Source organism: Streptomyces sp. NPDC029296 (assembly GCF_055569255.1).
The window spans coordinates 102,982-116,802 of record NZ_JBVHXT010000002.1 but is presented as its reverse complement, the minus strand read 5'-3'; the positions used below and the strand labels follow the sequence as shown (position 1 = coordinate 116,802).

The following is a 13,821-nucleotide window of genomic DNA, read 5'->3' as shown; positions in this document are numbered from 1 at the left end:
CGCTTGTAGCTAGCGGAAAGAGAGAGGTAATCCAATGGCTGGACCCCAGCGCCGCGGTAGCGGTGCCGGTGGCGGCGAGCGGCGGGACCGGAAGGGCCGTGACGGCGGCGCTGCTGCCGCCGAGAAGACCGCGTACGTTGAGCGCGTCGTCGCGATCAACCGCGTCGCCAAGGTTGTGAAGGGTGGTCGTCGCTTCAGCTTCACCGCGCTGGTCGTGGTGGGCGACGGTGACGGCACCGTGGGTGTCGGTTACGGCAAGGCCAAGGAGGTGCCGGCCGCCATCGCCAAGGGTGTGGAGGAGGCCAAGAAGCACTTCTTCAAGGTCCCCCGTATCCAGGGCACCATCCCCCACCCGATCCAGGGTGAGAAGGCCGCCGGCGTCGTGCTGCTCAAGCCCGCGTCGCCCGGTACCGGTGTGATCGCCGGTGGTCCGGTGCGCGCCGTGCTCGAGTGCGCCGGTATCCACGACGTGCTGTCGAAGTCGCTCGGCTCCGACAACGCCATCAACATCGTGCACGCGACCGTGGAGGCCCTGAAGGGCCTGCAGCGTCCCGAGGAGATCGCGGCCCGCCGTGGTCTGCCGCTCGAGGACGTCGCCCCCGCGGCTCTTCTCCGTGCGCGTGCCGGGGCGGGTGCGTAATCATGGCGCAGCTCAAGATCACGCAGGTCAAGTCCTACATCGGCAGCAAGCAGAACCACCGTGACACCCTGCGGTCGCTTGGTCTCAAGGGGATCAACACCGTGGTCGTCAAGGAGGACCGCCCCGAGTTCCGCGGCATGGTGCACACCGTCCGCCACCTCGTGACGGTCGAGGAGGTCGACTGATCATGGCGGAGAACAACCCGCTGAAGATCCACAACCTCCGTCCCGCCCCGGGCGCCAAGACCGCCAAGACCCGTGTGGGTCGTGGTGAGGCGTCGAAGGGTAAGACGGCCGGTCGTGGTACCAAGGGCACCAAGGCCCGCTACCAGGTTCCGGAGCGCTTCGAGGGCGGCCAGATGCCGCTGCACATGCGCCTCCCGAAGCTGAAGGGCTTCAAGAACCCGTTCAAGACCGAGTACCAGGTCGTGAACCTCGACAAGCTGGCCGCGCTCTACCCGGAGGGTGGCGAGGTCACCGTCGAGTCGCTGGTGGCCAAGGGCGCCGTTCGCAAGAACAGCCTCGTCAAGGTCCTCGGCCAGGGCGAGATCTCCGTGGCGCTGCAGGTGACGGTCGACGCCGTCTCCGGCTCCGCCAAGGAGAAGATCACCGCCGCCGGCGGCACGGTCACCGAGCTCGTCTGAGTCCCTCAGGCGGCGCGTCGATGACGTAGACGATCCCGACCGGGGATACCTCACAATGAGGTATCCCCGGTTGGTCGTTCCTAGGGGGGCAGTGTCGCCGGTATGGTGGCCTGCACTGTTCTTTTTCGTATTCGTCGAACCTCAGACCGTCACCCTTGACGCAGTTGCGCGGGGGTCGCAGGAGGCACCGTGCTCACCGCGTTCGCCCGGGCGTTCAGGACGCCCGACCTGCGCAAGAAGCTGCTCTTCACGCTGGGCATCATCGTGGTCTACCGGGTCGGTACCCACATCCCGATCCCCAACGTCAACTACAAGGCCGTCCAGCAGTGTGTGACCGAGGCGCAGGGCAACCAGGGCCTGTTCGGCCTCGTGAACATGTTCAGTGGCGGCGCGCTGCTCCAGATCACGGTCTTCGCGCTCGGCATCATGCCGTACATCACCGCCAGCATCATCCTTCAGCTGCTGACCGTGGTGATCCCGCGTCTGGAGGCCCTGAAGAAGGAGGGCCAGGCCGGCACGGCGAAGATCACGCAGTACACCCGGTACCTCACGGTGGCCCTGGCCATCCTGCAGGGCACCGGCCTGGTCGCCACCGCCCGCAGCGGCGCCCTGTTCAACGGCTGCTCGGTCGCCACGAGCATCGTCCCCGACCAGGGCATCTTCACGACCATCACGATGGTCGTCACCATGACCGCCGGTACGGCCGTCGTCATGTGGCTCGGTGAGCTGATCACCGACCGCGGCATCGGCAACGGCATGTCGATCCTGATGTTCATCTCGATCGCCGCGACCTTCCCGTCCGCGCTGTGGGCCATCAAGAAGCAGGGCTCGCTGGCCGGCGGCTGGATCGAGTTCGGCACCGTCATCGCGGTCGGCCTGGTCATGGTCGGGCTCGTCGTCTTCGTCGAGCAGGCCCAGCGCCGCATCCCGGTGCAGTACGCGAAGCGGATGATCGGGCGCCGGTCCTACGGCGGTACGTCCACGTACATCCCGCTCAAGGTGAACCAGGCGGGTGTGATTCCCGTCATCTTCGCCTCGTCGCTGCTCTACATCCCGGCGCTCGTGGCGCAGTTCGCCGGGGGCCAGTCGGGGTGGAAGACCTGGATCGAGCAGAACCTCACCAAGGGCGACCACCCGATTTACATCACTTCGTACTTCTTGCTCATCGTTTTCTTCGCGTTCTTCTACGTCGCTATCTCCTTCAACCCCGAGGAAGTAGCCGACAACATGAAGAAGTATGGTGGCTTCATCCCGGGCATCCGGGCTGGCCGACCGACCGCTGAGTACCTGAGCTACGTTCTCAACCGGATCACCTGGCCGGGTTCGCTGTATCTGGGTCTGATCGCTCTCGTACCGACAATGGCGTTGGTGGGCTTTGGGGCAAGCCAGAACTTCCCCTTCGGCGGGACCAGCATCCTCATCATCGTGGGTGTCGGCCTCGAGACGGTGAAGCAGATCGAGAGCCAGCTCCAGCAGCGCAATTACGAAGGGTTCCTCCGCTGATGCGTATCGTCCTCGTCGGGCCGCCGGGTGCCGGTAAGGGAACGCAGGCCGTCCGGCTCGCAGAGAAGCTGGTCATCCCGCACATCTCCACGGGCGACCTGTTCCGCGCCAACATCAGCCGGCAGACGGAGCTGGGCAAGCTCGCGAAGTCCTACATGGACGCCGGCAACCTCGTCCCCGACGAGGTGACCATCGCGATGGCCAAGGACCGCATGGAGCAGCCGGACGCGGAGAAGGGCTTCCTGCTGGACGGCTTCCCGCGCAACGTCTCGCAGGCCGAGGCGCTGGACCAGCTGCTGCGCACCGAGGGCATCACGCTGGACGCCGTGCTCGACCTGGAGGTCCCCGAGGACGAGGTCGTCAAGCGCATCGCCGGCCGGCGCATCTGCCGCAACGACTCCTCGCACGTCTTCCACGTCACCTACAGCCCGCCGAAGCAGGAGGGCGTCTGCGACGTGTGCGGCGGCGAGCTGTACCAGCGCGACGACGACTCCGAGGACACCGTCCGCAAGCGGCTGGAGGTCTACCACACGCAGACCGAGCCGATCATCGACTACTACAAGGCGCAGGGGTTGGTCGTGACGATCTCCTCCCTGGGCCCGGTCGAGGAGATCACGCAGCGGGCGCTGGAGGCCCTCAAGCGCGAGAAGGCCGAGAAGTAGATCCCGGCCCTTCCGGCCGCGGTGCCCTCCCCGGGCGCCGCGGCCGTACTGTTGTACAGGTACCCCAGTCGACGTGAGTGACGGAGAGCGCAGGCCCCCCATGGTGCAGATCAAGACCCCCGAGCAGATCGCGAAGATGCGGGCGGCGGGCCTGGTCGTAGCCGCCATCCACGCGGCCACGCGCGAGGCCGCGGTGCCCGGCGCGACCACCCGGGACCTGGACGAGGTGGCCCGCAAGGTCCTCGCCGAACACGGCGCGAAGTCGAACTTCCTCGGCTACGGCGGCTTCCCGGCCACCATCTGCACCTCCGTGAACGACGTGGTCGTCCACGGCATCCCCTCCGACGACGTCGTCCTGAAGGACGGCGACATCATCTCCATCGACTGCGGCGCGATCGTCGACGGCTGGCACGGCGACGCGGCCTACACCGCCTTCGTCGGCTCCGGTCACGCCCCGGAGCTGGTCGAGCTCTCCCGGGTGACCGAGGAGTCGATGTGGGCCGGCATCGCGGCCATGAAGCAGGGCAACCGCCTGGTCGACATCTCCCGGGCGGTCGAGACGTACATCCGCCGCCAGCCCAAGCCGGGCGGCGGCCGGTACGGGATCATCGAGGACTACGGCGGCCACGGCATCGGCACCGAGATGCACATGGACCCGCACCTGCTGAACTACGTCGACCGCCGCCGCGGCAAGGGCCCCAAGCTGGTCCCCGGCTTCTGCCTGGCGATCGAGCCGATGGTCTCCCTCGGCACCCCGAAGACCGAGGTCCTCTCCGACGACTGGACGGTCATCACCACGGACGGCACCTGGTCGTCCCACTGGGAGCACTCGGTGGCGCTCACCGAGCAGGGCCCCCTGGTCCTGACGGCCGTCGACGGCGGCAAGGCCAAGCTCGCGGAGTACGGTGTGGCGGCGGCCCCGGACCCGCTGGCCTGAGGCGGGGCCGAGCCGAGACCGCCGGTCGGAGACCGGCGCAGCCGCTCGAAGCTTGTGAGGCGCGCCAGGCGCCGAGCCCGCGAGAGCGGCATCCAGAAGTGGGGTCCGAGGTCCTCTCCGACGACTGGACGGTCATCACCACGGACGGCACCTGGTCGTCCCACTGGGAGCACTCGGTGGCGCTCACCGAGCAGGGCCCCCTGGTCCTGACGGCCGTCGACGGCGGCAAGGCCAAGCTCGCGGAGTACGGCATCACCGCGTGCCCGTCCTCCCGACCCCGTGGCGTAGGGATCACTCCCATGGGGCAGAATTTCTCGATTCGCCTTTCCGGGAGCGGCGACGTAGACTGACTCGTCGGCTCTTGTGCACCCTCATGCCTGAAAACCTGAGGCTGTGACGGAGCCGATCAAGGTAGTCGATTCGAAGGGCGAAGCGTGGCCAAGAAGCAAGGTGCCATCGAGATCGAGGGCACTGTCGTCGAGTCTCTGCCGAACGCCATGTTCAGGGTCGAGCTCCAGAACGGCCACCAGGTCCTGGCACACATCAGCGGCAAGATGCGTATGCACTACATCCGCATCCTCCCTGACGACCGGGTCGTGGTGGAGCTGTCTCCGTACGACCTGACGCGTGGCCGGATCGTCTACCGGTACAAGTAGATCTTGCCCGCGCCCCGGGCCCGCCCGGTGCGATGGCACTGACCCGGAGAACCTCACCCCATGAAGGTCAAGCCGAGCGTCAAGAAGATCTGCGACAAGTGCAGGGTGATCCGCCGTCACGGCCGGGTCATGGTCATCTGCGAGAACCCGCGCCACAAGCAGCGCCAGGGCTGACGCACGACCGTATCCCTCTGCACCTCTATCGCAGAGTTTCGCGCGACGCGAGCTGAATATGTTCATACGCAGAACCCGAGCCATCCAGCTCGACACCCCCGGTTCGGAGGCCGGGGACCCGGTTCGTACCTGGTACGGCGGCCGGGAGCCGGTTCTGTGGAAGACCTCCGAAGAATCACCAGGAGCCATTGAATGGCACGCGTTTCCGGTGTCGACATCCCGCGCGAAAAGCGCGTGGAGATCGCGCTCACCTACGTGTTCGGCATCGGCCGGACCCTCTCGAAGGAGACGCTGGCTGCGACCGGCGTCGACCCGAACACCCGCGTCCGCGACCTGACGGAAGAGCAGCTCGTCGCGATCCGCGAGTACGTCGACAACAACATCAAGACCGAGGGTGACCTCCGTCGCGAGATCCAGGCCGACATCCGCCGCAAGGTCGAGATCGGTACCTACCAGGGTCTCCGTCACCGTCGCGGTCTGCCCGTCCGCGGTCAGCGCACCAGCACCAACGCCCGTACCCGCAAGGGCCCGCGTCGCGCCATCGCCGGCAAGAAGAAGCCGGGCAAGAAGTAGTCCGCAGCGGACGCCTGTCCACGGTCTTCGCTGTAGGACCGACCACCTCCCGTAGGAGTTTATAGATGCCCCCCAAGGGTCGTCAGGGCGCTGCCAAGAAGGTGCGCCGCAAGGAAAAGAAGAACGTCGCTCACGGCCACGCGCACATCAAGAGCACGTTCAACAACACGATCGTCTCGATCACGGACCCGTCCGGCAACGTGATCTCCTGGGCCTCCGCCGGCCACGTCGGCTTCAAGGGTTCCCGGAAGTCCACGCCGTTCGCCGCGCAGATGGCCGCCGAGTCGGCCGCCCGCCGCGCCCAGGAGCACGGCATGCGCAAGGTCGACGTGTTCGTGAAGGGCCCGGGTTCCGGTCGCGAGACCGCGATCCGCTCCCTCCAGGCCACCGGCCTCGAGGTCGGCTCCATCCAGGACGTCACCCCGACCCCGCACAACGGCTGCCGCCCGCCGAAGCGCCGTCGCGTCTGACGCACGGCTGCCTCGCGCAGGCTCGGGTCGCGGGCGGTACGGCTCCGCGGAGCCGTACCGCCCGTACCCTTGCAGTACCCGCGCTGCACAGGGCGCGGTTTCCGTCGGACGTCAAATAGCGGGCGTCCACGAAAGAAGGATCTGATCCACACATGCTGATCGCTCAGCGTCCCTCGTTGACCGAAGAGGTCGTCGACGAGTTCCGCTCCCGGTTCGTGATCGAGCCGCTGGAGCCGGGCTTCGGTTACACCCTCGGCAACTCCCTGCGCCGTACGCTCCTCTCCTCGATCCCGGGTGCCGCCGTCACCTCGATCCGGATCGACGGTGTCCTGCACGAGTTCACCACCGTGCCGGGCGTCAAGGAGGACGTCACCGACCTGATCCTCAACATCAAGCAGCTGGTCGTCTCCTCGGAGCACGACGAGCCGGTCGTGATGTACCTGCGCAAGCAGGGCCCGGGTCTGGTCACCGCCGCCGACATCGCGCCCCCGGCCGGTGTCGAGGTGCACAACCCCGACCTCGTCCTCGCCACGCTCAACGGCAAGGGCAAGCTGGAGATGGAGCTGACCGTCGAGCGCGGTCGCGGCTACGTCTCCGCCGTGCAGAACAAGCAGGTGGGCCAGGAGATCGGCCGGATCCCGGTCGACTCGATCTACTCGCCGGTGCTGAAGGTCACGTACAAGGTCGAGGCCACGCGTGTCGAGCAGCGCACCGACTTCGACAAGCTGATCGTCGACGTCGAGACCAAGCAGGCGATGCGTCCGCGTGACGCCATGGCCTCCGCCGGCAAGACCCTGGTCGAGCTGTTCGGTCTCGCCCGCGAGCTGAACATCGACGCCGAGGGCATCGACATGGGTCCGTCCCCGACGGACGCCGCGCTGGCCGCCGACCTGGCGCTGCCGATCGAGGAGCTGGAGCTCACCGTTCGGTCGTACAACTGCCTCAAGCGCGAGGGCATCCACTCCGTGGGTGAGCTCGTGGCGCGTTCCGAGGCCGACCTGCTCGACATCCGCAACTTCGGTGCGAAGTCGATCGACGAGGTCAAGGCGAAGCTGGCCGGCATGGGCCTGGCCCTCAAGGACAGCCCGCCCGGATTCGACCCCACGGCCGCCGCGGACGCCTTCGGCGCCGACGACGACGCGGACGCGGGTTTCGTGGAGACCGAGCAGTACTGAGTCTCCGCTTCCGGGGTCCGTGTCAGCGGACCCCGGATCTCCGACAGGCGACCGCCTGCTCGGATACTGACCCCGGTACCTGATACGGCCGGGGCAGACACCTAGGAGAAGAACCATGCCGAAGCCCACCAAGGGTGCCCGTCTGGGCGGCAGTGCCGCGCACGAGAAGCTGCTCCTCGCGAACCTGGCGAAGAGCCTCTTCGAGCACGGCCGCATCACCACCACCGAGGCGAAGGCCCGCCGCCTGCGCCCGTACGCCGAGCGTCTGATCACCAAGGCGAAGAAGGGTGACCTTCACAACCGCCGTCAGGTGCTCCAGGTCATCACGGACAAGAGCATCGTCCACACGCTCTTCACCGAGATCGGCCCGCGCTACGAGAACCGTCCGGGTGGTTACACCCGCATCACCAAGATCGGTAACCGCCGTGGCGACAACGCGCCCATGGCCGTCATCGAGCTGGTCGAGGCGCTGACGGTGCAGCAGAACGCCGTGGGCGAGGCCGAGGCCGCGACCAAGCGCGCGGTCAAGGAGTCCGAGGAGGCCAAGGCCGAGGAGACCAAGGCCGAGGAGACCGAGGCTCCGGCCGAGGAGTCCAAGGACGCCTGAGGCTCTGCCTGAACGCGGGAAGCGGGTCCGCCCTGAGGGGCGGGCCCGCTCCTGTGTTTTGAGAGGATTCCCACGTGAGTGACGAAGTGCAGCCCGGTTACGTCCGTGTCCGTCTCGATCTGTCGTACGACGGCACCGCCTTCCACGGCTGGGCCAAGCAGGCCGGCGGCCGGCGGACCGTACAGGGGGAGATCGAGGACGCCCTGCGGACGGTCACGCGGTCGAAGGAGACGTACGAGCTGACCGTGGCCGGGCGGACCGACGCCGGCGTGCACGCCCGGGGCCAGGTGGCGCACGTCGACCTGCCCGGGGAGCTGTGGCGCGAGCACCACCAGAAGCTGCTCAAGCGGCTGGCCGGCCGGCTGCCGAAGGACGTCCGGGTGTGGGCGCTGCGCGAGGCGCCGAGCGGGTTCAACGCGCGGTTCTCGGCGGTGTGGCGGCGGTACGCCTACCGGGTCACCGACAACCCCGGGGGAGTGGACCCCCTGCTGCGGGGCCACGTGCTGTGGCACGACTGGCCGCTCGACGTGGACGCCATGAACGAGGCCGCCCGGGCGCTGCTCGGGGAGCACGACTTCGCCGCCTACTGCAAGAAGCGCGAGGGCGCGACCACGATCCGGACGCTCCAGGAGCTGAGCCTGGTCCGGGGCGAGGACGGGATCATCACCGCGACCGTGCGGGCGGACGCCTTCTGCCACAACATGGTGCGCTCGCTGATCGGCGCGCTGCTGTTCGTCGGCGACGGGCACCGGGGGCCCGAGTGGCCGGGGAAGGTGCTGGCCGCGGGCGTGCGGGACTCCGCCGTGCACGTCGTACGGCCGCACGGGCTGACGCTGGAGGAGGTCGGCTACCCGGCCGACGAGCTGCTGGCGGCCCGCAGCAGGGAGGCCCGGAACAAGCGGTCGCTGCCCGGACTTCCGGGATGCGAAACCTGTTAGCTACGTTGCATTTCGCGTCACTTACCCCTCATGTCCGGACTTAACGGTCATAACTGCCCGTAATGACTCTTACGCGTTTCATACCTCTCGGATACAGTTGCGCGTCTCGGCCAGAAGTTCGATGGGGAACCGGGGTTGGCCGGGGGGTCGACGGGTCGCCTGGGCCCGGGGTTGGACAACGGAATGACTTCAGTGGGTCCCGTGCGGGCCGGGGGGCGACGCGCGGTACGGCAGAGCGGAGGGCGGCGACGGGCCGGGCGGGGCGGGAACGCCGCGCTGGGACTGCTGCCGCTCCCGCCGACGGACAAGGAGAAGTACTCCTACGCGCGCCGGCGCCTGTGGATCCTGACGATCAGCTCGCTGGTCAGCTTCTGCTGCCTGGTGCTGAGCCAGTTCAAGCTGGCGGCGTCCACCCCGGTGCTGTGGATCTACACACCGCTGCTCGCGTTCACGGTGATCTACTACCTCGTGTCGTTGCGGGTGAACGGCTTCACCCGGGACTTCGACATCGCCCACCACCGGCGGCTGGTGCAGAACTGGCGGCCCGAGGCGTATCCGGCCGTGGACGTGTTCCTGCCGGTGTGCGGTGAGCCCATCGAGGTGCTGCACAACACCTGGCGGCACGTGCGGGCGATGGCCGACCGCTACCCCGGGGTCTGTGTGCCGTTCGTGCTCGACGACGGCGCGAGCCCCGAGCTGGCGGCCATGGCCCGGGACTTCGGCTTCCGCTACGGCACCCGGGAGAACCGGGGCTGGTTCAAGAAGGCCGGCAATCTGCACTTCGGCTTCGCCCAGTCCGACGGCGAGTACATCCTCATCCTGGACGCCGACTTCACCCCGCGCGCCGATCTGCTGGAGGAACTGCTGCCGTACCTGGACGACGACCCGCGGATCGGTATCGTCCAGTCCCCGCAGTACTTCCGGGTGCTCGACTCGCAGAACTGGATCGAGCGCGGCGCGGGCGCGGTGCAGGAGCTGTTCTACCGCTCCGTACAGGTGTCCCGGCAGGGCAGCGACGGCGCCATCTGCGTCGGTTCCTGCGCGATCTACCGGCGGGCGGCGCTGGAGACCAACGGCGGCACCACGCTGATCGAGCACTCCGAGGACGTGCACACCGGGTTCGATCTGCGCGGGCTCGGCTGGGACCTGAGGTACGTCCCGGTCGCGGTGTCCACCGGGGTCTGCCCGGACAGCGCCGGCGCCTTCTTCAACCAGCAGTACCGCTGGTGCTCGGGCTCGATGAGCCTGCTCGGCAGCCGCAAGTTCTGGCAGGCGAGGATCAGGCTCTCCAGCCGGCTGTGCTACATGTCCGGGTTCTTCTACTACATCCACACCGCGCTGTTCACTTTCGCGGCCCCGGTCATCCCCATCGTGCTGCTGCTGGTGATGCCGGACAAGCTGAAGGTCGAGCACCTGCTGCTGGTGCTGCCCAGCATCCTCTACACCACGATCGTCTTCCCGATGTGGCACAGGGCGCCGTACCGGCTGGAGGCATGGGCGGCCCGGATGATGTACGGCTGGGCGCACGTCTTCGCCATCTGGGACATCCTGCGCAAGAACCGCATGGGCTGGCAGCCGACCGGCTCCTCCGGAGCCAAGAAGAACAAGACCCGGCGGTTCTGGATCGGCATGTGGGCGTGGAGCGGCGGCACGGCGCTGGTGTGGGTCACCGCCGCGGTGTACCGGACGTTCACCATGAACGCCCCGGACTTCGCCCTGATCCTGTCCTCCGGGCTGTTCTACGCGCTGGTCGTCGGCCGTGTGCTGGTGCAGCCGCGGTCGGGGGCGGAGGCCGTCTGATGCCACAGAAGGAACGATTCCGCATGGCCCGGGGGGCCCTGGCCTGTGCCGTGGCCGGCGTCCTCGCGCTCGGCGGCTGCTCGCTGTTCCGCGACGACTCCGACGACTCGGCGCGCTCCGGGGGCACGGCGGCCCCGCACTCCTCGGCGAGCCCCCGGGACATCCCCTACGACGTCACCCCGCTGATCAAACCGGCGAAGAAGTACCTCGGGGTGGCCGTGGCGGGCGCGCCGACCTCCATGAAGAGCGTCCACGCGTACACGGAGAAGACCGGCAAGCAGCCGAACCTGGTCGAGTACTACGCGGCCTGGGGGGACGGCTTCGACGCCACCGGCGTGCGCAACGCCTGGGCCGAGGGCGCCCTGACGCTGATGTCCTGGGAGCCCTTCGACACCCCGCTCGCCGACATCGCGGCAGGCAGGTCGGACGCGTACATCAAGGAGTACGCGGCCGCGGTACGCAGGCTGAACCTGCCCGTGGTGATGGACTTCGCCGACGAGTTCAACGGCCACTGGGAGAAGTGGGGCACGGACGACGTGACCCCGGCCCAGTACGTGGCCGCCTGGCGCCACATCCACCAGACCTTCGCCGGCGCCGGCGCCACCAACGTCATCTGGGCGTGGGCGCCCAACATCGTCAACCCGGTCAAGAACGTGGATCTGCGGCAGTACTACCCGGGCGACGCCTACGTGGACTGGATCGGTCTGATCGGCTACTTCACGCTCGGCGACGACAACGCCTTCGACAGCGTCTTCGGGCCGACCCGCGACCGGATCCGCTCCTTCACCAAGAAGCCGATGCTGCTGCTGGAGACCGCGGCCATGCCCGGCGAGCGGCGGCGGGCCGACGTCCGCAACCTGTTCGCGGGCGTCGCGGCCGACGACGACATGCTCGGTTTCGTCTGGTTCAACTACAAAAAGCGCGCCGACTGGCGGCTGGAGGCGAGCCCGCTGGCGCTGACGGAGTTCAAGCGCCTGGCCGCCGACGACCGTTTCGGCTTCGACGTACGGAAGCCGTGATGACCTCTCGACCCGAGTACTACACCCCGCAGCCCTTCGACCCGTACGCGGAGGAGGAGCAGCAGGGGGGCTGGTTCAACTCCGACGGCTACGTCCCGCGCCAGCCGCACGGCTACGACCTCGCGCAGGGCTACGCGGTCCCGCAGGGGTACGACACCCCGCAGGGCCACGAGGTACCCCACGGGTACGACACTCCCCAGGGATATGACGTCCCGCAGGGGTACGACGTCCCGCAGGGGTACGACGTCCCGCAGGGGTACGACGTCCCGCAGGGGTATGACGTCCCGCAGGGGTACGACGTCCCCCAGGGGTACGACACCTCGCAGGGGTACGACGTCCCCCAGGGCTACGACGCCCCGCAGGCGTACGGCCACGACCCCGGGGTCCACGCGTACCAGCAGCCGGCCGGTCAGCCGGCGTACGCCCCGCAGCCGGTGGAGGAGGAGGAGCCGGCCGCGCCGGACGCCCCGGCCGGGCCCGCGTACCACGTGCCCGAGACGGCCGAGGTCGGCTGGGACATGGCCGCCAGCCGGCGGCGCGCCTGGGTCAGCCGGGCCGTGCTGCTGTGCGTGCTGGCCGTCCAGGCGGTGCTCTCGCTGCGCCTGGCCAACACCGCGTTCCAGGACGAGGCCCTCTACCTCGCGGCCGGCCACGCCGAGCTCCAGCACCTGCTGCACGGCACCCCGCTGCCCGTCGACTACGCGGCCTACTTCTCGGGCTCGCCGCAGCTGTACCCGGTGCTCGCCGCCGCCGTGGACGACGTCTTCGGACTGACCGGGGCGCGCCTGCTGAGCCTGGCGTTCATGCTGGGCACCACCGGGCTGCTGTACTCCTTCACCCGGCGGCTGTTCAACGAGCGGGCCGCGCTGGCCGGCGCCGCGCTGTTCGCCGTGGTGCAGTCCACGGTCGTCATGGGCTACTTCGCCACCTACGACGCCGCCGCGCTGTTCCTGCTGGCCCTGGCCACCTGGATCGTCGTCCGCACCGACCGGGCACCGGTGGCCGCCGTGCTGCTCGCCGCGCCCGTCGCCGTCCTCGCCGTCGGCGTGAAGTACGCGGCCGGCCTGTACCTGCCGACCATCGTCGTGCTCGCGCTGCTCACCGGCTGGCCGCACCGGGGCCGCAAGGCGTTCGGCCGGATGCTGCTGCTCGCGCTCGGCATCGGTGCCCTGGTGGTGGTGGGCATGTACACCACCGACCTGATGGACGGTGTCCGGCAGACCACGACCGACCGGGACCACGGCTCCGACAGCACCGCCTTCCTGTTCCAGCGCTCGGCGCAGTGGGGCGGGCTGATGTTCCTCACCGCCGTCGGCGGCGCGGTCTCCTATGTGCGGCGCAGCCGCATGAACGAGTCCCCGGCCGCCCAGCGGCTCGGCACCCCCGGCCGGCGCTGGCGGGCCCTGCTCGGCCTGGTGCTGTGCGGCACCGCGCTGCTCGCACCCGCCTACCAGATCCACCTGGGCACCGTGGTGTCGCTGTTCAAGCACATCGGGTTCGGCCTGCTCTTCGCCGCGCCGATGGCCGGGGTGGGCGTGACCCGGCTGATCGGCGCCCACTTCCGCTATCCCCAGCTCGGCATCATGCTGTGGACCGCGACGCTCTGCCTCGGCATCTCGCAGGCGGACTGGCGCTTCGGCGTCTGGCCCGACTCCTCGAGAATGGTCCAGGTCATCGGCTCCCACGTGGACCGCAAGGGGCACTACCTCGCCTCCACCCCCGAGGTGCCCGTCTACTACCTGCGCGACAAGACCACCCACCGGCAGTGGCAGGGCGTCTTCGCGCTGGAGTACACGGACAGGAAGGGCACGTACCACTCCGGTGACGAGGCCTACCGGGCGGCACTGCGCGACGGCGAGTTCGACCTGATCGTCCTGGACGGTCTCACCAACCCGCGGGTGGACGCCGTCGTCGCGGACGCGGTCAAGGGCAACCCGCACTACCGGCTCCTGGCCGACCTGCCCTTCCGCAACTCCAGCGGCACCGGTCACTACCGCATCTGGACCAAGACCTCCTGAAGCGGG

At 68.5% G+C, this 13,821-nt stretch carries 16 protein-coding genes and 1 pseudogene; all 17 read left to right on the top strand.

The window, feature by feature from the left end; translation table 11 throughout:
• Nucleotides 1–34: 34 nt before the first annotated feature.
• A complete protein-coding gene (gene rpsE, locus ACZ4W9_RS01995) occupies nucleotides 35–640 on the top strand; it encodes a 30S ribosomal protein S5 (RefSeq protein ID WP_019753099.1) in 606 nt (201 codons plus the stop codon).
• 2 nt (nucleotides 641–642) lie between these two features.
• Complete coding sequence (rpmD, locus tag ACZ4W9_RS01990) at nucleotides 643–825, top strand: 50S ribosomal protein L30 (protein WP_003998814.1); 183 nt, start codon at nucleotides 643–645, stop codon at nucleotides 823–825.
• Nucleotides 826–827: 2 nt separating this feature from the next.
• Nucleotides 828–1,283 (top strand): 50S ribosomal protein L15, encoded by a 456-nt coding sequence (rplO, locus tag ACZ4W9_RS01985; RefSeq protein WP_030601181.1) that lies wholly within the window; start codon nucleotides 828–830, stop codon nucleotides 1,281–1,283.
• Nucleotides 1,284–1,472: 189 nt separating this feature from the next.
• Nucleotides 1,473–2,786 (top strand): preprotein translocase subunit SecY, encoded by a 1,314-nt coding sequence (gene secY / locus ACZ4W9_RS01980; RefSeq protein WP_467932533.1) that lies wholly within the window; start codon nucleotides 1,473–1,475, stop codon nucleotides 2,784–2,786.
• Nucleotides 2,786–3,448, top strand: a complete 663-nt coding sequence (locus ACZ4W9_RS01975; protein ID WP_467932532.1) for an adenylate kinase — start codon at nucleotides 2,786–2,788, stop codon at nucleotides 3,446–3,448. The genes secY and ACZ4W9_RS01975 overlap by 1 nt, the downstream gene beginning before the upstream one ends.
• Before the next feature lie 100 nt (nucleotides 3,449–3,548).
• Complete coding sequence (gene map / locus ACZ4W9_RS01970) at nucleotides 3,549–4,385, top strand: type I methionyl aminopeptidase (protein WP_467932763.1); 837 nt, start codon at nucleotides 3,549–3,551, stop codon at nucleotides 4,383–4,385.
• 104 nt (nucleotides 4,386–4,489) lie between these two features.
• Nucleotides 4,490–4,651: pseudogene (locus ACZ4W9_RS01965) on the top strand (type I methionyl aminopeptidase); the annotation flags it as partial.
• Between the two features lie 168 nt (nucleotides 4,652–4,819).
• Nucleotides 4,820–5,041: a translation initiation factor IF-1 gene (infA, locus tag ACZ4W9_RS01960; RefSeq protein ID WP_004927214.1), complete on the top strand. Its 222-nt coding sequence runs from the start codon at nucleotides 4,820–4,822 to the stop codon at nucleotides 5,039–5,041.
• Nucleotides 5,042–5,101: 60 nt separating this feature from the next.
• A complete protein-coding gene (gene rpmJ / locus ACZ4W9_RS01955) occupies nucleotides 5,102–5,215 on the top strand; it encodes a 50S ribosomal protein L36 (protein ID WP_003998809.1) in 114 nt (37 codons plus the stop codon).
• Between the two features lie 192 nt (nucleotides 5,216–5,407).
• On the top strand, nucleotides 5,408–5,788 hold the full coding sequence (gene rpsM / locus ACZ4W9_RS01950) for a 30S ribosomal protein S13 (protein ID WP_067240336.1): 381 nt from the start codon (nucleotides 5,408–5,410) through the stop codon (nucleotides 5,786–5,788).
• A 65-nt stretch (nucleotides 5,789–5,853) separates the two neighbouring features.
• Nucleotides 5,854–6,258 (top strand): 30S ribosomal protein S11, encoded by a 405-nt coding sequence (rpsK, locus tag ACZ4W9_RS01945; protein WP_003956432.1) that lies wholly within the window; start codon nucleotides 5,854–5,856, stop codon nucleotides 6,256–6,258.
• A 152-nt stretch (nucleotides 6,259–6,410) separates the two neighbouring features.
• A complete protein-coding gene (locus tag ACZ4W9_RS01940) occupies nucleotides 6,411–7,433 on the top strand; it encodes a DNA-directed RNA polymerase subunit alpha (protein WP_003966937.1) in 1,023 nt (340 codons plus the stop codon).
• Nucleotides 7,434–7,548: 115 nt separating this feature from the next.
• Nucleotides 7,549–8,040, top strand: a complete 492-nt coding sequence (gene rplQ / locus ACZ4W9_RS01935) for a 50S ribosomal protein L17 (RefSeq protein WP_467932531.1) — start codon at nucleotides 7,549–7,551, stop codon at nucleotides 8,038–8,040.
• 74 nt (nucleotides 8,041–8,114) lie between these two features.
• Nucleotides 8,115–8,978 carry a tRNA pseudouridine(38-40) synthase TruA gene (truA, locus tag ACZ4W9_RS01930; protein WP_467932529.1) on the top strand — a complete coding sequence of 288 codons (864 nt, stop codon included), beginning with the start codon at nucleotides 8,115–8,117 and terminating at the stop codon, nucleotides 8,976–8,978.
• A 381-nt stretch (nucleotides 8,979–9,359) separates the two neighbouring features.
• Nucleotides 9,360–10,778, top strand: a complete 1,419-nt coding sequence (locus ACZ4W9_RS01925; protein WP_467932761.1) for a glycosyltransferase family 2 protein — start codon at nucleotides 9,360–9,362, stop codon at nucleotides 10,776–10,778.
• Nucleotides 10,779–10,801: 23 nt separating this feature from the next.
• Entirely contained in the window at nucleotides 10,802–11,797 is a 996-nt protein-coding gene (locus ACZ4W9_RS01920; protein WP_467932527.1) for a glycoside hydrolase family 26 protein, read from the top strand.
• Entirely contained in the window at nucleotides 11,797–13,815 is a 2,019-nt protein-coding gene (locus tag ACZ4W9_RS01915) for a glycosyltransferase family 39 protein (RefSeq protein ID WP_467932526.1), read from the top strand. Before ACZ4W9_RS01920 ends, ACZ4W9_RS01915 begins: the two co-directional genes overlap by 1 nt.
• Nucleotides 13,816–13,821: the final 6 nt, after the last annotated feature.

Coding starts and splice junctions, on each gene's coding strand:
- rpsE (WP_019753099.1), top strand. CDS start 35: ATGGCTGGACCCCAGCGCCGCGGTAGCGGTGCCGGTGGCGGCGAGCGG.
- rpmD (WP_003998814.1), top strand. CDS start 643: ATGGCGCAGCTCAAGATCACGCAGGTCAAGTCCTACATCGGCAGCAAG.
- rplO (WP_030601181.1), top strand. CDS start 828: ATGGCGGAGAACAACCCGCTGAAGATCCACAACCTCCGTCCCGCCCCG.
- ACZ4W9_RS01975 (WP_467932532.1), top strand. CDS start 2,786: ATGCGTATCGTCCTCGTCGGGCCGCCGGGTGCCGGTAAGGGAACGCAG.
- map (WP_467932763.1), top strand. CDS start 3,549: ATGGTGCAGATCAAGACCCCCGAGCAGATCGCGAAGATGCGGGCGGCG.
- rpmJ (WP_003998809.1), top strand. CDS start 5,102: ATGAAGGTCAAGCCGAGCGTCAAGAAGATCTGCGACAAGTGCAGGGTG.
- rpsM (WP_067240336.1), top strand. CDS start 5,408: ATGGCACGCGTTTCCGGTGTCGACATCCCGCGCGAAAAGCGCGTGGAG.
- rpsK (WP_003956432.1), top strand. CDS start 5,854: ATGCCCCCCAAGGGTCGTCAGGGCGCTGCCAAGAAGGTGCGCCGCAAG.
- ACZ4W9_RS01940 (WP_003966937.1), top strand. CDS start 6,411: ATGCTGATCGCTCAGCGTCCCTCGTTGACCGAAGAGGTCGTCGACGAG.
- rplQ (WP_467932531.1), top strand. CDS start 7,549: ATGCCGAAGCCCACCAAGGGTGCCCGTCTGGGCGGCAGTGCCGCGCAC.
- ACZ4W9_RS01920 (WP_467932527.1), top strand. CDS start 10,802: ATGGCCCGGGGGGCCCTGGCCTGTGCCGTGGCCGGCGTCCTCGCGCTC.
- ACZ4W9_RS01915 (WP_467932526.1), top strand. CDS start 11,797: ATGACCTCTCGACCCGAGTACTACACCCCGCAGCCCTTCGACCCGTAC.